15 protein-coding genes and 1 pseudogene are annotated in these 22,002 nt (G+C 65.5%); 8 read left to right on the top strand and 8 right to left on the bottom strand.

Annotation, left to right across the window (positions count from 1 at the left end):
* Nucleotides 1-106 precede the first annotated feature (106 nt).
* The 5 genes from glgX to F6X37_RS17400 all read right to left on the bottom strand — a co-directional run bounded on the left by glgX (nt 107) and on the right by F6X37_RS17400 (nt 12,746).
* On the bottom strand, nt 107-2,320 hold the full coding sequence (glgX, locus tag F6X37_RS17420) for a glycogen debranching protein GlgX (RefSeq protein WP_187612191.1): 2,214 nt from the start codon (nt 2,318-2,320) through the stop codon (nt 107-109).
* 115 nt (nt 2,321-2,435) lie between these two features.
* Nucleotides 2,436-4,646, bottom strand: coding sequence for a 1,4-alpha-glucan branching protein GlgB (glgB, locus tag F6X37_RS17415; protein ID WP_187612190.1), 2,211 nt, complete (start codon nt 4,644-4,646; stop codon nt 2,436-2,438).
* Nucleotides 4,639-8,106: a maltose alpha-D-glucosyltransferase gene (gene treS, locus F6X37_RS17410; RefSeq protein ID WP_187612189.1), complete on the bottom strand. Its 3,468-nt coding sequence runs from the start codon at nt 8,104-8,106 to the stop codon at nt 4,639-4,641. Before treS ends, glgB begins: the two co-directional genes overlap by 8 nt.
* Nucleotides 8,103-11,555, bottom strand: coding sequence for a maltotransferase domain-containing protein (locus F6X37_RS17405; RefSeq protein WP_187612188.1), 3,453 nt, complete (start codon nt 11,553-11,555; stop codon nt 8,103-8,105). The genes treS and F6X37_RS17405 overlap by 4 nt, the downstream gene beginning before the upstream one ends.
* A 528-nt stretch (nt 11,556-12,083) precedes the next feature.
* Nucleotides 12,084-12,746 (bottom strand): DUF1345 domain-containing protein, encoded by a 663-nt coding sequence (locus F6X37_RS17400; RefSeq protein WP_187612187.1) that lies wholly within the window; start codon nt 12,744-12,746, stop codon nt 12,084-12,086.
* A gap of 336 nt (nt 12,747-13,082) precedes the next feature.
* Here F6X37_RS17400 and F6X37_RS17395 point away from each other — a divergent pair, with 336 nt between their 5' ends.
* The 4 genes from F6X37_RS17395 (at nt 13,083) to F6X37_RS17380 (ending at nt 17,797) form a co-directional block, all read left to right on the top strand.
* Nucleotides 13,083-13,709, top strand: coding sequence for a sugar dehydrogenase complex small subunit (locus F6X37_RS17395; RefSeq protein WP_187612186.1), 627 nt, complete (start codon nt 13,083-13,085; stop codon nt 13,707-13,709).
* 109 nt (nt 13,710-13,818) lie between these two features.
* The gene (locus F6X37_RS17390) at nt 13,819-15,420 is read left to right on the top strand and encodes a GMC family oxidoreductase (protein ID WP_187612185.1); all 1,602 of its coding nucleotides are present in this window, start codon (nt 13,819-13,821) and stop codon (nt 15,418-15,420) included.
* Between the two features lie 20 nt (nt 15,421-15,440).
* Nucleotides 15,441-16,871 (top strand): cytochrome c, encoded by a 1,431-nt coding sequence (locus tag F6X37_RS17385; protein ID WP_187612184.1) that lies wholly within the window; start codon nt 15,441-15,443, stop codon nt 16,869-16,871.
* A gap of 188 nt (nt 16,872-17,059) precedes the next feature.
* A complete protein-coding gene (locus tag F6X37_RS17380; RefSeq protein WP_262419953.1) occupies nt 17,060-17,797 on the top strand; it encodes a metallophosphoesterase in 738 nt (245 codons plus the stop codon).
* A gap of 37 nt (nt 17,798-17,834) precedes the next feature.
* Here F6X37_RS17380 and F6X37_RS17375 read toward each other — a convergent pair whose 3' ends face one another.
* Nucleotides 17,835-18,536 (bottom strand): RES family NAD+ phosphorylase, encoded by a 702-nt coding sequence (locus F6X37_RS17375; RefSeq protein ID WP_090808353.1) that lies wholly within the window; start codon nt 18,534-18,536, stop codon nt 17,835-17,837.
* Entirely contained in the window at nt 18,533-18,895 is a 363-nt protein-coding gene (locus F6X37_RS17370) for an MbcA/ParS/Xre antitoxin family protein (RefSeq protein WP_018424156.1), read from the bottom strand. Before F6X37_RS17370 ends, F6X37_RS17375 begins: the two co-directional genes overlap by 4 nt.
* A 187-nt stretch (nt 18,896-19,082) precedes the next feature.
* Between F6X37_RS17370 and F6X37_RS17365 the strand changes: the two genes are divergently transcribed.
* Nucleotides 19,083-19,757 carry a hypothetical protein gene (locus tag F6X37_RS17365; protein ID WP_187612182.1) on the top strand — a complete coding sequence of 225 codons (675 nt, stop codon included), beginning with the start codon at nt 19,083-19,085 and terminating at the stop codon, nt 19,755-19,757.
* 44 nt (nt 19,758-19,801) lie between these two features.
* Here F6X37_RS17365 and F6X37_RS17360 read toward each other — a convergent pair whose 3' ends face one another.
* Nucleotides 19,802-20,653 (bottom strand): LysR family transcriptional regulator, encoded by an 852-nt coding sequence (locus F6X37_RS17360; protein WP_187612181.1) that lies wholly within the window; start codon nt 20,651-20,653, stop codon nt 19,802-19,804.
* A 99-nt stretch (nt 20,654-20,752) separates the two neighbouring features.
* On the opposite strand from F6X37_RS17360, the gene F6X37_RS17355 reads away from it, so the two are divergent.
* The 3 genes and pseudogenes from F6X37_RS17355 (at nt 20,753) to F6X37_RS17350 (ending at nt 21,845) form a co-directional block, all read left to right on the top strand.
* Nucleotides 20,753-21,145, top strand: coding sequence for a tautomerase family protein (locus tag F6X37_RS17355; protein ID WP_184057500.1), 393 nt, complete (start codon nt 20,753-20,755; stop codon nt 21,143-21,145).
* 134 nt (nt 21,146-21,279) lie between these two features.
* Nucleotides 21,280-21,378: pseudogene (locus F6X37_RS37975) on the top strand (transcriptional regulator); the annotation flags it as partial.
* Complete coding sequence (locus tag F6X37_RS17350) at nt 21,375-21,845, top strand: ArsI/CadI family heavy metal resistance metalloenzyme (RefSeq protein WP_187612180.1); 471 nt, start codon at nt 21,375-21,377, stop codon at nt 21,843-21,845. The pseudogene F6X37_RS37975 and the gene F6X37_RS17350, both read left to right, overlap by 4 nt.
* The last annotated feature ends 157 nt before the right edge of the window (nt 21,846-22,002 follow it).

Below are 22,002 nucleotides of genomic sequence, written 5' to 3'. Positions count from 1 at the left end.
ACGGCAATGCGACGCAACGCAAGCAGGCATTGCGACGCAACATTCTTGCCACCCCGGCTGCGGTGCGATTTATCCACGCTCGAACCAGGTCGCCGCAGTGCATCGTTCATTGCGAACCATCGTCGTTTGCGGTCTGCGCGCCCGGATCGGGCGGCAGCGCGGTCAACAGCCGCGGCCCGTGCTGCGCGCCAGCCACCCAGCCGGCTTGCCAATCCGCTTCACCGGTCGGTTGCGCGGCGAGTATCACGAGGCCGTGCGCGGCGACCTCGAGTTCGGCCGTCGCGAGCCGCTGCGGCGCGCGTTCCGGATCGGCCGTGTCTAACAGCACATGCCATTCCAGGTGCGGCGCGGGAGGCGCGAACTGCAGCGGTTCCTCGTGAGCGTTGAGCATCAGTAACAATACTTCGGTTTCGCCATTCAGGCCCGGACCCGCGCGACGCAACGTGAACGCGCGTCCCTCCGGGTCCTGCCAAGCTTCGATCGTCAGCGGATCGCCGTGTTCGTCGAACCAGCCGACGTCGAACAGGCCGGGGAGCACTTCGCGGTCGCCGAACAGAAAGCGCGTTTCACGTAGCAGCGGATGGCGCTTGCGCAACCCGATCACGCGCGCGACGAACTCGGTCATGCGCTGACCTTCCGGCGAATCCGCGAGGTCCCAGTCGATCCAGGATAGGTCGTTATCCTGACAGTACGCATTGTTGTTGCCGCGCTGCGTGCGCAGCGCTTCGTCGCCGGCCAGCAGCATCGGCGTGCCGAGCGCGATCATCAGTGTCGCGATCAGCGAGCGCGACACCCGACGGCGGGTCGCGAGGATCGCGGGGTCGTCGGTCGCGCCTTCGAGACCCCAATTGCGGCTGCAATTCTCGTTGTGGCCGTCGTTGTTGTCTTCCAGGTTGGCTTCGTTGTGCTTCTGCTCGTACGCGGTCACATCGGCCAAGGTGAAGCCGTCATGCGACGTGACGAAGTTGATCGACGCCCACGGCTTGCGATGCCGCCGGTTGAACAGATCGGCCGACCCGGTCAGGCGCGCGGCGAGGTCGGGCCGCAGGCCGGCATCGCCACGCCAGAAACGTCGCACCGTGTCACGGAAACGGTCGTTCCATTCGCTGAATCCCGGCGGATGATTGCCGAGCTGATAGCCGCCAGGGCCGAGATCCCATGGCTCGGAAATCAGCTTGCGTTGCGATAGCACCGGGTCCTGGCGCAACGCGTCGAACAGGCCCGAGCCCGGATCGAAGCCGTGGCTTTCGCGCCCGAGCGTCACGCCGAGATCGAAACGGAAGCCGTCGATATTGAACGCGGTCGACCAGTAGCGCAGTGAATCCATCACCATCTGCAGAACGCGCGGATGCGGCAGATTGACCGTGTTGCCGCAGCCCGTGTCGTTGATATGGTGACGCTCGTCGCCGGGAATCAGCCGGTAATAGCTGGCATTGTCGAGGCCGCGCCATGAAATGGTCGGGCCCATCTCATTGCTTTCGCAAGTGTGGTTGTAGACCACGTCGAGAATCACCTCGATGCCGGCCGCGTGCAGCTGGCGCACGGCGATGCGCATTTCGTCGAGCCGGTGCGTGCTCAGATAGGTCGGCTCCGGCGCGAAGAACGCCGCCGTGTTGTAGCCCCAGTAATTGCGCAGGCCGCGCTCCACGAGGAAGCGGTCGTTCAGAAACGCGTGCACGGGCAGCAGCTCGACCGCGGTCACGCCGAGCTTCAGCAAATGCTCGATGAACTCCGGCGACGCGAGCGCCGCGAACGTGCCGCGTTCATGCTGGCGCAGATCGGAGCGCAGCATCGACGCGCCGCGCAAGTGCGTTTCGTAGATCACGGTCTCGCCCCACGGCACGTCGGGCCGCCTGTCGTGCGACGAGTCGAACGCCTCGTCGATCACGACGCACTTGGGCATCGCGGGCGCGGAATCGCGCCGGTCGATCGAAAGGTCCGCGCGATTCGAATGCACGCGATAGCCGAACAGCGCGTCGGACCAGCGAAACTGCCCGACGAGCTTGCGCGCATACGGGTCGAGCAGCAGCTTGTGCGGATTGAAACGATGCCCGAAATGCGGCTGATACGGCCCATGCGCGCGAAAGCCGTACGCGGTGCCCGGATGCGCGTTCGGCAGATAGCCGTGCCAGATCTCGTCGGTGCATTCGGGCATGGTGAAGCGGCGAATCTCCTTGCGGCCGGTTGAATCGAACAGGCATAGCTCGATTTTCTGCGCATTGGCCGAGAACACCGCGAAGTTGACACCCAGCCCATCCCAGTTCGCGCCGAGCGGATACGGCGAGCCGGGCAGCAACCGCTCGGGCAACGCATGCGACATGATTTCCCTTTCCTGTTCTGATTGTCGAGCTGGAGCTCGGGTCTGACTGGGTCTTCATGCAACGGGCGCGCGGCGGCTGCCTGTGCGCCGCGCGCCCGGGTTACGGCACGTTTTCTCAGTCCGCGCGCAATACGATCGTCGCGAGCGGGGGCAAGGTCAGCGCAGCGGAATGTGGCCTGCCGTGGCTCGATACATGGTCGGAATGAATCAGCCCGCCGTTGCCCATGTTCGAGCCGCCATACACGCCTGCATCGGTATTCAGCACTTCCACCCAGCGTCCGCCGCGCGGCATGCCGAGCCGATAGCCGAGCCGCGGCACCGGCGTCATGTTGCACACCACGACGAACTCCTGGCCCGCGCCGTCGGTGCGCCGATAGGCGAACACGCTGTTGCCGCTGTCGTCGCCGATCAACCATTCGAAGCCGCCCGGTTCGCTGTCGAGCAGATGCAGCGCGGGCTCGTTGCGATACAGATGGTTCAGGTCGCGCACCAGTAATTGCACGCCGTGGTGGTTCGAATCGTCGAGAAGATGCCAATGCGGCGAGCCGTCATGGTCGAACTCCGCCATCTGGCCGAATTCGCCGCCCATGAACAGCAGCTTCTTGCCTGGGTGCGTCCACATGAAACCGAAGTACGCGCGCAGATTAGCGAAACGCTGCCAGCGGTCGCCGGGCATCTTGCCGAGCAGCGAGCCCTTGCCGTGCACCACCTCGTCGTGCGAAAGCGGCAGCACGAAGTGCTCGGAATATGCGTACACCATGCCGAACGTCATGTTGTGGTGGTGATACTGGCGATACATCGGGTCTTCGTGCATGTAGTGCAGGGTGTCGTGCATCCAGCCCATGTTCCACTTGAAGTCGAAGCCGAGGCCGCCGTCCGCGAGGCGCGCGGTCACGCCCGGCCATGCGGTCGATTCCTCGGCGACCGTGATCGCGCCGGGCGCGCCCGGCACATAGCGGACCTCGTGATTCAACCGCTTCAGGAACGCGATCGATTCGAGATTCTCGCGGCCGCCATAGATGTTCGGCACCCACTCGCCGGCCGCACGGGAGTAGTCGCGATACAGCATCGACGCGACCGCATCGACGCGCAGGCCGTCGACGTGATAGCGCTTCAACCACGCGAGCCCCGACGCGATCAGGAACGCGCTGACCTCGTTGCGGCCGAGGTTGTAGATCATCGTGTTCCAGTCCTGGTGATAGCCTTCGCGCGGATCGGCATGCTCGTAGAGCGGCGTGCCGTCGAAATCGATCAGGCCATGCGCGTCGTTCGGGAAATGCGCGGGCACCCAGTCGAGAATCACGCCGAGCCCTGCTTCGTGCGCGCGATCGACGAAACGCGCGAACTGCTCGGGCTTGCCGAAGCGCGCGGACGGCGCGAACTGCCCGAGCGGCTGATAGCCCCACGAACCGCCGAACGGATGCTCGGCGATCGGCAGAAATTCGATGTGCGTGAAGCCCATGCTCTTCGCATAGGGAATCAGCCGCTCGGCGAGCTCTTCCCAGACGAGACCACGCTGGCCTTCCTCGGCGACGCGCAGCCACGACTCCGCGTGCACTTCGTAGATCGTGATCGGCGTGCGCGCGGTCTGCTTGTCGGCGCGCGACTGGATCCACTCGTGATCGCTCCACGGAAACTGCTCGATCTCGTCGACGTGTGCGACGATCGATGCGGTGCCCGGCGGCTTTTCCGTCTGCATCGCGCACGGGTCGGCCTTCAGCGGCAGCGGATGGCCGTCGCGCGACAGCAGCTCGTACTTGTAGCGCGTGCCGGCGCCGACACGCGGCACGAACAGCTCCCACACGCCCGCCTGGTGACGCAGCCGCATCGGATGGCGGCGGCCGTCCCACGCATTGAAGTCGCCGACCACCGACACGCGCCGCGCATTCGGCGCCCACACCGCAAAGCGCACGCCCGGCACACCGTCGACGTCGACCGGCCGCGCGCCCAGACATTCGAGCACCGCGTACGGATCGCCGCGCGCGAGACGTTCGAGCGGCTCGTCGCCGAGCACCGGAGCAAACGAATAGGTATCCTCCACTTCCTGCACCACACCATGCCAGTCGATGCGCAAGCGATACGGCATCGCCGACGTGATGCGGCCCGCGAACAGGCCAGGGCGCAGTTGTTCGAGTTCGCCGAGCGTCGCGCCATCAGCGCGCGAAATCACGGTGACGTGCGCGGCGTTCGGCAGCAGCGCGCGCACGATCGGCCCCGCGTCCGTCTGATGCAGCCCGAGCTGCGAAAACGGATCGGGGTGACGCGCTTCGACGAGCGCGTCGATATCGACGGGTTGAAGGCCTGCGGCCGGATCATGCTCACTCATAGTCGCCCTCGGCCGGGTTAGGCGGCGTGGCCGCGCCAGGCGCCTGGGTTGACGGATCGTGGTGCGGCGGCCTGCCGGTGTCGCCGAGCAGCCGGCTCACGAGCGCCGCGAGGCCGCGCACCGGCAAGCCGAGCCACGCCGGTCGGTTGGCCGCTTCGTAGCGGATTTCGTAGGCGGCCTTCTCGATCAGGAACAGATCGAGCAGCGCCTCCTCGGATTCGGGCGCGACGAGCGGCGTCGGCGACTGCGCGGCGGCCGCGCGATATTCCGCGAGGAACGCGCCAGTCGCGTGCGCGCGGAAGCGCTCGAACAGCGCGCGCTTGCGATCGGCGGTCTGTTGCGGCGCGCCTTCGGTGGTCGATTGCGCGGCTGCGCTCGCATACGAGAGCGAGCGCATCAGACCGGCCACGTCGCGCAACGGGCTCGATTTCTGGCGACGCTCGTCGAGCGAACGCGCGGGCTCGCCTTCGAAATCGATCAGATATGCGTCGCCGTGCGCGACCAGTACCTGGCCGAGATGGAAGTCGCCATGGATGCGGATGCGCAACGCGCCCGCGTCGCCCGGCACCAGCTTGTCGACGGCCTCGACGAGCGCGGCGCGGCGATCGATCAGACTTTGCGCAAGCCCCTTCGTGTCCGCGTCGCTCATGTCCGCGATGCGCGGCGCGAGCAGATCGAGCGCGGCCGCGAGCATCGTCTGCGCCGCCTCGACCCATGCCTTCACCTGTTTGGCGTTGGCCGGTTCCGGCGCGAACGCGGGGTCGTCGCTCGGCGTGGCGAGCGCGACGTGCAACTCGCCGAGCCGGCGGCCGATGATGCCCGCGAGTTCGCCGTAACCGTCCAGCAGAATCGACTCGTTCGTGCGATCGGGTACTGTCTGCGTTTCGGTGTCGATCGCGATCGCGAGTTCGTCGACCGAGCGGCGCAGATAGTCGAGCGACCAGTTCCACGCATCGCCCTGATTGTCGATAAAGCCCTGCAGGATCGCGAGCGTATGCGGCACGCCCTCGGGATCGACGCGCACCACTTCGCCATACAGCGGCGCGGTGTTCGCATAGCCGAGCTGCGTCAGATAGCGGCTGATTTCCGCTTCCGGATGGATGCCGCTGACGAGCCGTCGCACCAGCTTCAGCACCGCGGCATCGGCGACGATCAGCGAGCTGTTGCTCTGTTCGGCCGCGAGCCAGCGAATCTCGGGCCGCTCGCCGAGAGCGTCGAGTTCGGCGAAGCGCTCGGTCGGCAGGAACTTGATCTCGCTCTTCTGCACGGTCGGCACGACCGCGCGCTCGCGCATCTTGCGCAGCACGTTGTGCGCGAAGATCGGCAGCGAGAACGCGTCGGTAAGATGGCCGACGTTGCGGCCCCGCCGCACGCGTGCAAGCGCCAGTTGCAGAAACAGCGGCGTGGTGGTTTCGCCGCCCCATGTGATCGCGATCGGCACAACGTAGCGCTCGGTGTGGTTGCCGACGTCTGCTTCGATTTCAGTGAACGCGAAGCCGCCGTTCGGGATCGTGGTCAGCGCGGCGAGCCGCACCGCGTGCATCTTCTGATCTTTCGACGCGAACCAGCGGCGCCGGCTCAGCCACGACGGCAGCACCTCGGATTCCAGCAGCCGCACGTTTTCGGGAGTCGGCCCGGTCTGCCCCTCGCGGATCACGATCGTGACGAACTCGGGCAGCGGCACGGAATGCGCCTGCGCCCATGTCGGACGCCCGCCGCCTTCGCACAGCATGAACCACAGGAAGCCGTAGGGCGGGAACGTCAGCAGATAGGTCAGCTGACCGATCGCGGGGAACACCGAATCGGCGGTCATCTCGATCGGCACGAAGCCGTTGAATTCTGACAGTTCGAGCTCGACTGCCTGCGGCGCACGCGACAGATTCGCGACGCACAGGATCGGCGCCGCGCCGGGCATCTCGCGCAGATACGCGAGAATCTTGCGGTTTTCAGGCTTCAAAAAGCGGATCGTGCCGCGTCCGAAGGTCTGCTTCGCGCGCCGCGTCGCGAGCATGCGGCGGGTCCAGTTCAGCAGCGAATGCGGGTCGCGGCTCTGCGCTTCGACGTTGACCGCGTCGAAGCCGTACAGCGTACCCATCACGGGCGGCAGCACCAGTTGCTCAGGGTCCGCGCGCGAGAAGCCGCCGTTGCGATCCGACGACCACTGCATCGGCGTGCGCACACCGTCGCGGTCGCCGAGGTGGATGTTGTCGCCCATGCCGAGTTCGTCGCCGTAGTAGATGACCGGCGTGCCGGGCATCGACAGCAGCAGCGAGTTGATCAGCTCGATGCGGCGGCGGTCGCGCTCCATCAGCGGCGCGAGACGGCGGCGAATGCCGAGATTCAAACGTGCGCGGCGATCGCTCGCATAGGTGTTCCACAAATAGTCACGCTCGGAATCGGTGACCATTTCGAGCGTCAGCTCGTCGTGATTGCGCAGGAAGATCGCCCACTGGTTCGATTCGGGGAGTTCCGGTGTCTGCTTCATGATGTCGGTGATCGGGAAGCGGTCTTCGCTCGCGATCGACATGTAGATGCGCGGCATCAGCGGGAAGTGGAACGCCATATGGCATTCGTCTTCGTTGCCGAAATACTCCTTCACGTCCTCGGGCCACTGGTTCGCCTCGGCGAGCAGCATCCGGTTCGGGTACTCGGCGTCGATGGTCGCGCGAATCCGCTTCAGGACCTCGTGCGTCTCAGGCAGGTTCTCGTTGTTGGTGCCTTCACGTTCGACGAGGTACGGCACGGCATCGAGCCGCAGCCCGTCGATGCCCATGTCGAGCCAGAAACGCATCACGTGCAGCACCTCTTTCAACACCGCCGGATTGTCGAAGTTCAGATCGGGCTGGTGCGAGTAGAAACGGTGCCAGTAGTACGCGCCCGCAACCGGATCGTGCGTCCAGTTCGACGGCTCCGAGTCGATGAAGATGATGCGAGTCTCCGCGTACTTCTGATCGGTATCGGACCACACGTAGTAGTTGCGATAGTTCGAGCCGGGCTTCGCGCGCCGCGCGCGCTGGAACCACGGGTGCTGATCCGACGTGTGATTGATGACGAGCTCGGTGATCACGCGGATGCCGCGCGCGTGCGCTTCCTGGATGAAGCGCCGCACGTCCGCGAGCTGACCGTAGTCGGGATGCACGTTGCGGTAGTCGGCGATGTCGTAGCCGTCGTCGCGGCGTGGCGACGGATAGAACGGCAGCAGCCAGATCGCGTTGACGCCGAGCTCGGCGATGTAGTCGAGCTTGGCCATCAGACCGGGGAAATCGCCGACGCCGTCGTTGTTCCCATCGAAGAACGACTTGATGTGCACCTGATAGATGATCGCGTCCTTGTACCACAGCGGATCGTCGCTGAGGGCCGCGGGTTTGCCGCGGCGGCGCGTGCGTACCTTCGCCGCGGTGCCGACGGCCACGGCCGTTTGCGCCTCGTGCGCGGTTTGGGCTGGATCGTCGCGCTTCATGTTCCACCTTCCATCCAGGTTGGGTTGACAGCGTCTGCGTGAGGAGCGCTGTCGGGATCGTGGTCGCTGTCCTCGGGGCGATCGGCGGGCAGGCCGCCTAGCGGCGCGATTCGCCAGATCGAGAAGGGTTGGCCCGAGCCGAGCCGCACGTGTTGCCAGCGTCCGTGCCATTCGAAGCGTGCGCCGGTCATCTGGTCGATCACTTCGAGCGTGGCGTGATCGTGTAGATGCCAGCGCTGGAACGTGTCCCACGACAACTCGATGTCCGCGCCCTGTTCGTTGAACGGATCGAGATTGATCGCGACGACGATCACGTTGTCGCGCGATTCGGTCGCTTTCTCGAAGCACAGGATGTGGTCGTTGTGCGCGGCGAGGAACGTGAGACCGAGATGCGTTTGCAGCGCCGGATTCGCGCGACGGATGCGGTTCAGTGCGGTGATCTCGCCGACGATATTGCCGGGCCGGTGCCAGTCCCACGCCCGCAACTGATACTTTTCGGAGTCCAGATACTCTTCGCTGTTCGGCAGCGCGGTGGCCTCGCACAGTTCGAAGCCGCTATACGCGCCCCACAGGCCGGCCAGTGTCGCGGCCAGCGCCGCGCGGATCAGAAAGCCCGTGCGTCCCTGCGATTGCAGATGGCGCGGGTTGATGTCCGGCGTATTGACGAAGAAGTTCGGCCGATAGAAATCGCGCGCGCCGGTCTGCGTGAGTTCGCCCATGTACTCGGTGAAATCGCGCTTCGACTCGCGCCACGTGAAGTACGTGTACGACTGCGAGAAGCCGATCTTGCCGAGCCGGTTCATCATGCGCGGCCGCGTGAAGGCTTCGGCGAGAAAGATCGTGTCGGGGTGGCGCGCACGCACGTCGGCGATCATCCATTCCCAGAACGGCAGCGGCTTGGTGTGCGGATTGTCGACGCGGAAGATGCGCACGCCCGCGTCGACCCAGAACAGGATCACGTCGCGCAATGCGAGCCACAGGCCGGGCTTGGCGTCGTGCGCGTAGAAGTCCGGGTTGACGATGTCCTGATACTTCTTCGGCGGATTCTCGGCGTAGCGCAGCGTGCCGTCGGGGCGCCACGCGAACCACGTCGGATGCTCCTTCAGCCACGGGTGATCGGGCGAGCACTGGATCGCGAAGTCGAGCGCGATCTCGAGGCCATGCGCATGCGCGGCGGCGAGCATCGCCTTGAAATCGTCGAGCGTGCCGAGTTGCGGATGCACGGCGGTGTGACCGCCCTCAGCGGCGCCGATCGCATAGGGACTGCCCACGTCGCCCGGCTGCGTGGTCAGCGTGTTGTTGCGGCCCTTGCGGTTCGCGAGGCCGATCGGGTGGATCGGCGGGAAGTACAGCACGTCGAAGCCCATGTCGCGGATGCGCGGCAGCTTCGCGCTCACGTCCGCGAACGTGCCGTGGCGCGACTCGTCGTCGCTCATCGAGCGCGGGAAGATCTCGTACCAGCTCGCGAAATAGGCGGCCGTGCGTTCCGCGTCGATCTTGTAGATCACGGGGTCGCGGCTCACAAACGGGCGATGGCGCGCGGCGGTCATTGCCTTCGCTGTGGCGGGCGCGAGAATCACTGCGAGCTTCTGTTCGGCGTCGGCCTTCTGGAAGTCGCGCACGATGTGTTCGAGCGGCTCCTTGTCGGCGCCTTCGGTCGTCTCGACTTCGGCGAGCACGAGCGCGAACAGATGCGCGGCTTCGTCGAGTTCTATCTCGACGGTCTGGTTCGCCTTCAGCTTCTTCTGGATGTGCTCGACGAGCGACGCGAACTCGTCGCGCCACGCGATCACGGTGAACTCGTAGCGGCCGATCCGCTCGAGCGGAATGCGCGCGCTCCACAAGTCGAGCCCGGCCGGCGGCGCGGGCGACATCAGTTCTTCGTGCCACGCGGTTTCGTCGGCCGCGCGCCACAGCACGGCAGCCGCGATCTTGTCGTGACCTTCGGCGAAGATCGCCGCGCGAATTTCCGCGCGCTCGCCGACGCTGCGCTTGGCCGCGAAGCGACCGTTCTCCACCGACGGCGACACGCTCTCGATCGCGACGCGCGGCGCTTCGATCGCGTCGAGCACTGTCTTGCGGCCGCTGCGCTTGCTGTTCGCCTTGTCGATGGGCGGCGCGAGGCAGATCGGCTGTTCCGCGAACGCGCGCAGCAGCCGCACCGCACCGGGCGCGAGCGCGAACGGCACGAGTGCCGCGGGTTCGGTTCGGCCGCGCGCGTCGAGCGGCGCGAAGCGCGTAAAGCTGCCCGGCACGCCCGCGAGGAAGCGCGCGGGATCGACACGCACTGGCGCACCGAGCTCGGGATTCACGACGATCAGGACTGCTTCCCCGGCGTCGCGCAGATCGGCTGCGTCGCCGCGCAGCAGAACCGCGGCCGATGCGCCGGGGCCGCTCAATGGGCGCAATTCACCGTTCGCGTGCAGTGTCGGCGTGTTGCGCGCGAAGTCGTTGGCCTGGGTGACGGCGGCGCTCAGATCGAAGCGGCGCGACTGCGCGGCGCGGGCGAACTGCGCGGCGTCGCCGCGCGTTTGCGACATCGGTTCGGCGATGCCGTATTCGAAGCCCATCGGCATCATCCAGCCGCTGCCCAATGCAACCGACGTGAACAGCGCGCGTCGATACGCCCGCTCGACGATCGCCGCATCATGCACGTCGCTCAGCTCGGCGGCGAGGCGGGTACCGTACGGCGCTTCGGGAAAGGCGATCGGCGCACCAACGCGCGCGAGCGCCGCATGCTCCTCGGCCATCCAGCTCGAACGGAAATCCCACCAGCGCACCGACGAAAACGCGCTGTCGAAGCCGGCTGCTTCGAGACCGGGCAGATCGCCGCGCGACAGGCCCGGCGTTGCCGCGAGAAAGCGCACGCGCGGATGCTTCGCGCGCACTTCATCGCCGAGGTGCCGCCATGCGGCAGCCGGCACGCGATGCGGCGAATCGAAACGGAAGCCGCCGACACCCGCCTCGGCGAGCGCGAGCAGTTGCTGGGTCCACCAGACGCTCAGCGAGGCACTCGTCGCGGGGTCGTCGAAATTCGCGTAGGCAACGTTGTCTTCGCGATGCACGTGGCGCGGATCGAGCCGTGCGAGCTCGGACTCACGCGCGTGAAACCAGTCCGAATGCTCGCTGTACAGCACGCCGTCGGCGGCCATGCGGTCGATCACGAGATCGACCAGCAGCGTCAGGTTGTTGCGGCGCGCGGCATCGGCGAGCATGCGCACGGCGTCGTGCACCGAATGCTGCGCCTCGAACACCGGATGCAGCCGAGCGTGATTGCCGACCACCTGGCCATGGCCGGCCTGGCCGGGCTCGAACAGCCCGCCGATCAACGCATGATCGAAGCCGAGCCCGGCCGCATGAGCGAACTGCGCGGGCCAGGCATCGAGGGGCCCGACGAGAAGAGAATGAAAAAAGTAAATCCGCGGCGCGTACCCGTTTGGAGATTCCATCGGTCGTTTCCAGAGTTGTCCTGCTGCGGTGTGGATGCACTTGGCATGCGATCACAGCGCTCATTGGGCTTCCCGAGCCGGATACCGCGCGATGCGTCAGCAGAGGCACGTACTGGTCAATGTAGTGCAAAGATCGTCGCGCCGCTGGCCAGTCGCGGGTGCTTTGACGCCAGACGCCGGTCTCGCGGGACTGGTCGTCACTCGTCGCGGAAAGGAGCAAACCGTGTGCCAACGCGGGCAGCCGGGCACCGCGCTAGCGCGGAAACGGGGAGGTTACGGTGAGATGGCGGGTGCCGAAGGTGCGCGCGCGCACGGAGCGCGCGCAAAAATGCGGGCATTGTTACGCACGCCGCGGGTGGCCGGCATGTAAAACGGGGTGGTGTGGGGCCGGTTTTACACGGGCGGCCCGCGTTGCACGGAATGCGGTTCAAGCGGACGCGTGAAGCCTGGGTGCCGCTCGCGTGGCAGCCATGTGGCACGCGCGTGGCATTCGCATGAAATTCATCCGAACGCCGCGCAGCGGCCTTGTCACGAACCCAGCAGCCCCGCCGCGATGTTCACGCACAGGCCGAGCACCGCGACGTTGAAGTAGAACGACAGGACCGATTGGGCGAGCGTCGCGCGGCGAATTTCGCGTGAGCGCAACACGACATCGGAAGTCTGCGACGCGACCGCGATCGTGAACGAGTAGTACAGGAAGTCCCAGTAGTTCGGCAGCAAATGGTGATCGGGAAACTTCAACGCGGTCTCTTGCGCGTCCGTGTCGAAGTAGAGGCGCGCGTAGTGCAGCGTGAAGATCGTCGGAATCAGAAACCATGCGCCGATCAGCGTCAGACCGGTCAGCAGGTAGTGCCAGACGGTCGTTGCGCCGCCCGCGCCCTTGGCCGACGCGAGTTCGAGCACGATCGCGGCGACGCTCGCGATCGTCGCGACGCAGATGACGACCAGCACGACGCCCGCGTTTTCGTCGTCGCGCATCGCGTATTCGCGCACGCGGTGCTCGTCGGCAAAAGCCATATGCACCCAGATCATCAGCAGGTAGCTCCAGATGGCCGCGTCCCAGCCGATCAGTGTGCGGGCGATCGGACTCGTATGACCGGGCACGAGGAACGCGACGACGATCCCGATCACGAGGCCGATCACCGTGCGGGGCCGATTGCGAAGAAGCTGGGGATAGTAGTTGATGGACATGGACTCGATGAACGACGAAGTGTAGGGCAGTCGGTGTTGCGGATTCTACGCGTGCAACGCGGACCGATTGTCGAATGGTGGGTCACAGGCTATAGTCTTTCGCGGCGGCCTTGCGCGCCGCTTTCAGTTGAAAGGCGATTGGTAGATAACGGCAGCAATCGTTGCGATCATGCATGCAACTCCACACATGCGGCGCGCGTGAATCACGCGCACGGATACGAGACCGCTGAAGCGGCGTAAGACCAGGTTTGGGGAAGAGCAAACGAAGCGGCAGGCGAACGGCATCATGCCCTCGCCGCGCTGCTCGTCGAGAACGACTCATCATCTGGAGCCCCCATGACAGATGTTCCTGAGGATAACGATGCGCATCCCCACGTGACGCATCGGCAAGGAGCGAAGTCTTATCGCAATGCCACACGTTTCACCGGCTTGCCGCCGTCGTTTTCCGCTTCGCGCAGGGCCTGGGTGCTCGGCTCGTGCGCGACGGCCGCGGCGCTCGCGTTCGCCGGCGCGAGCCGTTCGCTGTCGTGGATCGCGCCCGCCTTCGCCGATACGCGGCCAGCCGGGGGCGGACTCGATGCCTTCCTCGCGCTTTCGCAACACCTCACCGGTCGTAGCAGTTTCGATACCGTGCTTGGCCAACGTGTCTACGATGCGCTGTCGCGTGCCGATAACCAGTTCGCGCAGAACGTCGCGGCGCTCAACACGTGGCTGCAAGGCCACGGCGGCGTGCCGTCCGATACGGTCACACAGGCGCTGCAGACCGACCAGCCCGCGCTCGCGAAAACGGTCGGCGCAATCATGCGCGCGTGGTACCTGGGCCTCGTCGGCGACATGCCGCACGTCCAGGTGATCGCGTATGAAAAGGCGCTGATGTTCGAGCCCGTGCAAGACGTGCTCACGATTCCCTCCTATTGCCGCGACGTGCCGTTCTACTGGACGCAGAAGCCGACGCCCGCGTGAGCCGCGCGAGCCCGCGAGCGGGCCACGCCAGCAGCGCAACCAGCACGCCGGACCCGCAAGCGTCGCACGAACAAAGCCCGCAACAGGCAGGGCATCGAAGAGAGAAACGATGGCAAACACACAATCCGCCGATATCGTCGTGGTCGGCTCCGGCGTCGCCGGCAGTCTGGTTGCGCATCAGCTGGCGCTGGCGGGCGCGTCGGTGATCCTGCTCGAAGCGGGGCCGCGCATTCCGCGCTGGCAGATCGTCGAGAACTTCCGCAACTCGCCGGCGAAGTCCGACTTCGCGACGCCGTATCCGTCGACGCCTTACGCGCCGCATCCCGAGTACGCGCCCGCGAATAACTACCTGATCCAGAAGGGCGATTATCCGTACAACTCACAATACGTGCGGCTGGTCGGCGGCACGACCTGGCACTGGGCGGCCGCCGCGTGGCGGCTGCTGCCGTCGGACTTCCAGTTGCGCAAGCTGTATGGCGTCGGGCGCGACTGGCCGTATCCGTACGAAACGCTCGAGCCGTGGTACGTGGCCGCCGAAGTGCAGCTCGGCGTGTCCGGTCCCGATAGTTCGATCGATCTCGGTTCGCCGCGCTCGAAGCCCTATCCGATGCAGCAGCTGCCACTGTCGTACATGGATCAGCGGTTCAGCCACGTGCTCAATGCGCAGGGCTTCAAGGTCGTGCCCGAACCGGTCGCGCGCAACAGCCGGCCGTTCGATGCGCGGCCCACCTGCTGCGGCAACAACAACTGCATGCCGATCTGCCCGATCGCGGCGATGTACAACGGCGTGATTCACGCGGAGAAGGCCGAGCAGGCCGGCGCGAAACTGATTCCCGAAGCGGTCGTGTATCGCATCGAAGCGGACGACAAAGGGCTTATCACCGCGGTCCACTACAAGGACCCGAACGGCAATGGCACACGCGTCACGGGCAAGCTGTTCGTGCTCGCGGCGAACGGCATCGAAACGCCGAAGCTGATGTTGATGTCGACCTCCGACAAATTCCCGCACGGCGTCGGCAACAGCTCCGATCAGGTGGGCCGCAACCTGATGGACCATCCCGGCACCGGCGTCACGTTTCTCGCCAACGAACCGCTGTGGCCCGGCCGTGGCCCGATGGAGATGACCTCGATCGTCAACTTCCGCGACGGCGCATTCCGCTCCGATCACGCGGCGAAGAAGCTGCATTTGTCGAACGGCGTGCCGACGATGGGGGTCACCGCCGACCTGCTGAAAAAAGGCCTGACCGGCGCCGAGCTCGACCGGCAGATTCGCGACCGCGCGGCGCGAACGCTGAACATCAACAGCTTTCACGAACATCTGCCGGAGCCGCAGAACCGCATCGTGCCGTCGGCAGATCACAAGGACGCGCTCGGGAATCCTCAGCCCGAGATCTACTACTCGATCAACGACTACGTGAAGAAGAGCGCCGCCAATACGCACGAACTGTATGCGCAGATCGCGACGCTATTCGGCGGCACCGAGGTCTCGTTCGACGACAGCTTCGCGCCCAACAATCACATCATGGGCACGACGATCATGGGCAGCGATGCGGCGAGTTCGGTCGTCGACGCGGACTGCCGCACGCACGATCATTCGAACCTGTTCATCGCGAGTAGCGGCGTGATGCCCACCGCCGCGTCGGTGAACTGCACGCTGACGATCGCTGCACTGTCGCTGAAACTGGGCGACAAGCTGAAGCGCGAAATCTGAGCGCCGACCGGAGAGCCACAATGACGAAGAAAACCTGTCGCGCGCAGCCGAACCCTGTGCTGATGCACGTCAACCAGCGCCGCCGCTTCGGCGGCGCGGCGCTCGCGGCCGCGTTTTCGCTGCTTGCGCTGTCGATAGCGTGGCACGAGTCGCACGGCCCGGACGCAGACTCGACCGACGAAATGCCGATCACCCAGGCGCGCGCCGACGACGCGGCGCAGGCTGCGGTCGGCGGCCCGGCCATGCTCGCCGGCAAGGCCGCCAATGGCGAACTCGTGAAGCGCGGCCAATACCTGACCCGTGCTGCCGATTGCGCGGCCTGCCATACGGCGGACAAGTCGCGCCCATTCGCGGGCGGCCTGCCGATCAGCACACCGTTCGGCACGATCGTGACGCCGAACATCACGCCCGATCCCGACACCGGCATCGGCCAATGGAGCGACGCCGATTTCATGCGCGCGATGCACGAAGGCATCGGCAAAGGCGGCGAGCGGCTCTATCCGGCGTTCCCGTACACCGCCTACACACGCGTGACCGAACAGGACGTGCTCGCGATTCGCGCGTATCTGAACACGCTCGCGCCGATTCACTACACGCCGCCCTCGAACAGCCTCAAGTTCCCGTTCAATCAGCGCTGGCTAATGGTGTTCTGGAACCTGTTCAACTTCACCGAGGGGCGCTTCGTGCCGGACCCGAAACAGAGCCCCGAATGGAACCGAGGCGCGTATCTGGTCGAAGGGCTCGCGCATTGCGAGGAATGCCATACACCGCGCAATTTCATGCAGGGGCTGAAGTCGAGCGCGCGTTTCTCCGGTGCGGTGCAGGCCGGCTGGCATGCGTTCAATATCACGCCGGACAAGCTGAGCGGCGTCGGCGACTGGCGCGACGACGAACTCACGTCGTATCTGTCGACCGGCGCGGCGCCGAGCCGCGCAAACGCGGCCGGCCCGATGGGCGAAGTGGTCGCGAACAGCACGCAGTATCTGACGCCGGTGGATCTGCGCTCGATCGTCGTGTTCTTGCGCTCGGTGCCGGCCGTGAGCGGCGGCGACGCGCGTCCCCGTGATCAATGGGGCAAGCCGGCCAGCGACGTCACCGCCATGCGCGGCACCGCGATCACCGGCGTGAACGGCGCGCAGCTGTTCGTCGCCAATTGCGCGACCTGTCATGGCTGGACCGGGCAGGGCGTGGGCGCGAGCGCGCCGGGCGCGTATCCGTCGCTGATCCACAACTCGACGGTCGGCGCGAACGACGCGAACAATCTCGCGTTGGTCATTCTGCACGGCGTGAATCGCACGACCGCGCACGCGGACGTGCTGATGCCCGGGTTCGGCGGCCATCTCGACGACGAGCAGATCGCGGCGATCACCAACTACGTGACGAAACAGTTCGGCAATCCGCAGGCGACGATCGCGGCCGACCAGGTGGCGAAGCTGCGCACGCTGCAATAGCGCGCGGGACGACTCGGGCGCGCGCGAGGAGTGACTCGCGCAAACGTGCATTTCCGGTAACGCATACCGCAAATGTGCCGTTTCAGCGTCATTTTTGCGTCGTTCGATGTCTTTCTTGCTCGATGAAGCGCGCGGATACGATAGGCACCCCGCATACGCGTGCGCGTCGGCCGCATTATCATGGTGGGATGAATTCCATCCCCGCCAACTTCGTTCAGCATCACGACGCCAACGAGGCCGGCCGCGATTTCGTGGTCGGCGATCTGCACGGCTGCGTCGACGCTTTGCGCTACCTGCTGCGTCAGATCGCGTTCGATCCGACGTGCGACCGGCTGTTTTCGGTCGGCGATCTGGTCGATCGGGGCGAACACTCGGAGCAGGCGCTCGCGCTGCTCGAGAAGCCGTGGTTCCATGCGGTGCTCGGCAATCACGAGGACGCGCTGTGCGCGGTCGCCGACGGCCGCTTGCGGCGGCAGTGGTGGTACGGCATCGGCGGCGCGTGGGCGGCCGACGTGCCCGACGAGCGCCTGCGCTATTACGCCGAGCATCTGCGCACGCTGCCGCTCGTGCGCGTGATCGGCAGCGGCAAGGCGCGCTTCAACATTCTGCACGCCGAATTTTTCGGCTCCGACGCCGAGCTCGACGCGGGCAATTATTCGGCCGAAACGCGCCAGCAATTGCTGTGGGGTCGCGAGCTCGCGCTGGGCAACGGCGATCCGCTGCGGCAGCGCGGGCTGTCGCTGACCTATTGCGGCCATACGCCGGTGCGCGACATCACGCAGATCGGCTCGCAAGTGTTCATCGATACGGGCGCGTTCGGGCCGGACGGCACGTTGACGATCGTGCAGCCGCAGGCGTTGCGTCGTTGGTCGATCTCGGTCGAGGCCGCGCGCGCGGAAGGGGCGGCGGAATTGGCCTTGCCTTGAACGGCTGAAGTCCCCGCGCTGCTTCGCCGCTCTTCTGTCACCCGACCTGATTCAACTCGAACACCATATCGACGCTCCTGCCGTTCCAGTTGTATTCGAGGTATGCCGCGTGATGGCAGTCGCGCAGCAGCATCGTGCGGAATGCCGCGAGGCATTCGCCAGCGCTGTCGCGCACCGACGGATACACGATGCCCGGCGCGCCCGCCGCGCGTACCGCGCGCCCGAGCGCCTGTCCGGGAAGGTAGTCGTCGGGCGACAGCACGGCGGGATCGAACTCGGGGTCGCGACGCAAGTCGACCACGCTGCCTTGTGCGACTACCGTGTAGAGACGCATCTGTTGACGCATCGGCGGCTCGGCGGTCGCCTGGAGAAACTGACCCGTGTGATAGCGTGTTTCCGCGATCGCAGTCGCGCGTGAACGCGCGCAATAGAACACGCCGTAGGTGCCGTCGGAAAAGCGGCTGCCGAGCGGATTCAGATGCGTGAGCGCGGCCATGATCGGCCCGTAGCCGGGCCCGAAACGGCGCTCCTCGCGCGGCACCAGATCGAGTTCGCCGATTTCGGTGCGCAGACGGTCGTTGGTCATCGCTTCGAGCGCGTACAGCGCGTCGAAATCCTCCGGCGATGCGACCCGATCGAATAGGTTGATGGCCGGAAAGCGCGTCGGAATCACGCGATACGCGGGCGACCAATCGAGCGCTGCGCTGGTCCAGCGGTCCTGCCATTGCGGTTGCGTCACGCCCAGCCGCCTCGCATTGCGTCGAGATACTGGCGCACGGCCACGAGATCGCTGATGTTGCCCGCCAGCATGCGGTCTAGCGCGCGTTTGCCGCCGAACGGCGGCGCGCTGTTGGGACGTTTGACCCAGGTGTCGGCGGCGCTCGGCTGCGGCAGCAGAATCTGCAGCGCCTTGTAGATGCCGAGCAGCAGCGACAGTCGCTCCAGCGTGTCGTGGCTGAGGCGCGCGGTCTCGGGCGTCGCCCTCCACTTGAAGAACGTCGAGCGGCCCGGCTTGCCGAGCAGCACGATCTGCTCGTCGGCGCTCAGGTCCCAGTCGCGCGCGATGTTGAAGAACGCACGCAGACCGGCCGCGGACATCTGCGTCAGCGTGGGTTCCGAAAGCGATTGTCGCGGCGATGCCTCGGGCGAGGAAATTCGGGCAGCGTGAGTCATTGCGGGTAGGTCCCTATGTGTACTTTTTAATGATATTAGTCCAAAAGTGGATTTTAGCAAGAGAATATAATCCCGGCTCGTTTTGGCAGTCGTCGATCAGGAGAAGCAGCAGATGCGGGTTCGAGCAGTAGCAGCGGCGCTGGCCGTGTGGTGTGTGTCGGAGGTGGCGTTGGCTGCCGGTTATGGGGAAGTGTGGAATCCGCCGGAGGCGAGCGGGCATATCGCGAGCGGACACGTTACCCGGCAGGCGCATGCGCGGAAAAAACCCGAGGCGGTGAAAGTGAAGGCGGGCGCCAAGGGCGGAATCAAGACCAAAGCTGGTGCGCATGCGCGGCAGACGGCGAGCGCCCGGCACGCGGCAACCCATGTCGCGTCGGCCGGCGCGGCCCACGGCGGCAAACTCGCGGCGCATGGGAACGGCGAGAAACATCTCGTGGCGGGCGGGAACGTGAAAGGCGGTACGAAAGTCGCGGCGTCGGGCCCGAACCGGTCGCACGCCACCGTGACCGCGCAGACCGCGAAGCACGCGCAGCCACATGTGCAACTGGCGCACGCGAAGCCGGCTCAGGGCAAGGTCGTGCACGCCGATTTCGCGGCGGTTCACACCGCGCGTCCCCATGTGGACAAGGTCGCGGCGAAGCCCGCGATTTCCGGTGCGAATCTGATCAAACCGCCCGTGCGGACTTCGTCGGACGCATCCGCAAACGTTAGCGACATCGCGCCGATGGGCTCCGTGCCCAATCCGGCGACCGCCAGCAGCGGTTCGCTGCCGCCGATCATCCACTAAGGCTGCTTCGAGCGGCGCGGCGCGGTGTGGCATCGGTCGTGGCGTCACGCCGTGGCGAGGCCGTTTGCAAGCAGCCGCAGCGTTTCCGCCGAGCGGGCCTCGCGCACGCGCGAATGCAGCGTCACACGCGATTCCGGCAGCGCCGGCAGGCTGAGCCGCGCGCCGACGTCGATCAGACCGCGCGGCGCAACCCGACGCGCGAGCGGCGACACGGCGAGCCCAGCAGCCACAGCCGCGCCCACTGCCGCGACGCCACCACCCACAAACACCTCCTGCCAGGCGATCCCCGCCGCCGTCAGCGTGTGCAACGCGACCTCACGCACGTTGCACGGCGGGCTCAATAGCGCGAGCGCTAGCGGCTCACCGACTCGCGGCAGCCATGTCGGCGTCGCGAGCCAACCGAGCGGTTCGCTGAACAGCGTCTGCGCGTCATCGCGCGGCGGTTCGTCGGCGCCGTAGCGGACGATCGCCGCATCGAGCCGGCGTTCGTCGAACTGCGCGAGCAACGCCGCCGATGTGCCCATATGCAACTCGACCACGAGGCCCGGATCGTGTGCGTTGAGCCGGCCGAGCAGGTGCGGCAGATCGGAGCCCGCAACGTGCTCGCTGAGCCCGAGCACGAGCCGTCGCCGCTCCACCGACAGCGCGCCGAGCGCGCGCTCGTGCGCGTTCAGCAACTCGCGCGCGGCGCCGAGAAACGCGTGGCCGTCGGCGGACAGACGCACGATGCGCGGCGTGCGCTCCAGCAACTGCTTGCCCAGGTGCGCCTCCAGTCGCTTCAGCTTCAGGCTGACGGCCGATTGCGTGGTGTCGAGCGCGTCCGCGGCGCGCGTGAAGCTGCGCAGATCGGCGACCAGCACGAAGGCGCGCACCGCATCGAGATCGAGGACTTTCATTTCGGATGGAAATAGATGAAATAGACAGAGATATCTGTTTATTATGACGGCGCGCGCCTAAGCTGTGTTCAAGCCAACACCGCAAACAAGGAGCCCATCATGCCGCTCACCCGGATCTCACTGCGCGCCGGCAAGCCGGCCGATTACCGCCAGGCGCTGAGCGCCGGCATCCAGCGCTCGCTGGTGGACACGTTCAACGTGCCGAAGGACGACATGTTCATGCTGATCACCGAGCACACGCCCGACAACATGATCTATGACCGGCAGTACCAGAATATCGAGCGCGGCGACGATCTCGTCGTGATCCAGCTGACCGTTAGCAACACGCGCTCGGTCGAGCAGAAGAAGGCGCTCTACCGGCGCATCGTCGATGAACTCGGGAAGTCGCCGGGCGTGCGGCCCGAGGATGTGTTCATCAATCTCGTCGAGGTCGAGAAGGAGAACTGGTCGTTTGGGAATGGGATTGCACAGTACGCAAGCCGTCCCGACTAGCGAAATGCGTTGTTAGTCCAAAGTTCAGATGTCGCGTTTCCGCTAAATTGAAATGTCGTGTTTGCGGGTTCAGGCTGGTGGCCAGCATTCCTTAAGGAGCGCCGGCCATGAACGCATCTGGGACGATCACCATGTCGATGACGTCGCTGATCGGCTTCCTCACAGAGAACTGCTGCTCCGGTGCATCGTGCGCCGCGAGCGACCTTTCCAACTGTTGCCGAGACGAAACATGAAACGCATGCACATTCACGTGGCTGTGGACAATCTTGCCGACAGCATCCGCTTCTACAGCGCGATGTTTGGCAACGTCGAGCCGACGGTCATCAAGAGCGATTACTGCAAGTGGGAGTTGAGCGACCCCGTCGTGAACTTCGCGATCTCGCAACGCGGGGCGAAACCTGGCGTCGATCACATTGGCATCCAGGTCGAAACCGATGAAGAACTGGCAGAGATGAACGCGCGCTTCGCCGCCGCTGAAGTTCCCGTGCAGCACCAGAGCGGCACGACATGCTGTTACGCGAAGTCGGACAAGGCGTGGACCGTCGATCCGCAAGGCGTGGCCTGGGAAACCTTTCTGACCCTCGAATCGGCTCCCATCTATGGGCAATCTCATACCCAGGAGGCATTGGCAGCAAACGAACCCGCGGCAGCCTGCTGCGCTCCGTCCCAGACAAGCATTTCCGGCAGAGGAAACCAATGAGTCGCGCTGAGGCTCGTGCAGCCGCGCGCCCAGCCATAGCGTTTGGCTGGGAACCAGTATTCACGAGAGGGTGACATCGCGCGGTCTCCTGGTTCGGGCGCTTGCTCATTGTCGACGATTCACGGTCGGTAAGTGCAAGCATTGCATCTTCCGCGCT

This window comes from Paraburkholderia sp. 31.1, from assembly GCF_014397645.1.
Taxonomy (GTDB): Bacteria; Pseudomonadota; Gammaproteobacteria; order Burkholderiales; family Burkholderiaceae; genus Paraburkholderia; species Paraburkholderia tuberum.
The sequence above is the reverse complement of the archived record's forward strand: the minus strand, read 5'-3'. Positions and strand labels throughout refer to the sequence as shown.

What these genes read in the sequence shown, in the direction of transcription:
- F6X37_RS17350 (WP_187612180.1), top strand. Translation starts at nt 21,375, where the DNA reads ATGAAACGCATGCACATTCACGTGGCTGTGGACAATCTTGCCGACAGC.
- F6X37_RS17405 (WP_187612188.1), bottom strand. Translation starts at nt 11,555, where the DNA reads ATGGAATCTCCAAACGGGTACGCGCCGCGGATTTACTTTTTTCATTCT.
- F6X37_RS17360 (WP_187612181.1), bottom strand. Translation starts at nt 20,653, where the DNA reads ATGAAAGTCCTCGATCTCGATGCGGTGCGCGCCTTCGTGCTGGTCGCC.
- glgX (WP_187612191.1), bottom strand. Translation starts at nt 2,320, where the DNA reads ATGTCGCATGCGTTGCCCGAGCGGTTGCTGCCCGGCTCGCCGTATCCG.
- F6X37_RS17385 (WP_187612184.1), top strand. Translation starts at nt 15,441, where the DNA reads ATGACGAAGAAAACCTGTCGCGCGCAGCCGAACCCTGTGCTGATGCAC.
- F6X37_RS17355 (WP_184057500.1), top strand. Translation starts at nt 20,753, where the DNA reads ATGCCGCTCACCCGGATCTCACTGCGCGCCGGCAAGCCGGCCGATTAC.
- F6X37_RS17395 (WP_187612186.1), top strand. Translation starts at nt 13,083, where the DNA reads ATGACAGATGTTCCTGAGGATAACGATGCGCATCCCCACGTGACGCAT.
- F6X37_RS17390 (WP_187612185.1), top strand. Translation starts at nt 13,819, where the DNA reads ATGGCAAACACACAATCCGCCGATATCGTCGTGGTCGGCTCCGGCGTC.
- F6X37_RS17400 (WP_187612187.1), bottom strand. Translation starts at nt 12,746, where the DNA reads ATGTCCATCAACTACTATCCCCAGCTTCTTCGCAATCGGCCCCGCACG.
- F6X37_RS17370 (WP_018424156.1), bottom strand. Translation starts at nt 18,895, where the DNA reads ATGTCCGCGGCCGGTCTGCGTGCGTTCTTCAACATCGCGCGCGACTGG.
- glgB (WP_187612190.1), bottom strand. Translation starts at nt 4,646, where the DNA reads ATGAGTGAGCATGATCCGGCCGCAGGCCTTCAACCCGTCGATATCGAC.
- F6X37_RS17365 (WP_187612182.1), top strand. Translation starts at nt 19,083, where the DNA reads ATGCGGGTTCGAGCAGTAGCAGCGGCGCTGGCCGTGTGGTGTGTGTCG.
- treS (WP_187612189.1), bottom strand. Translation starts at nt 8,106, where the DNA reads ATGAAGCGCGACGATCCAGCCCAAACCGCGCACGAGGCGCAAACGGCC.
- F6X37_RS17380 (WP_262419953.1), top strand. Translation starts at nt 17,060, where the DNA reads ATGAATTCCATCCCCGCCAACTTCGTTCAGCATCACGACGCCAACGAG.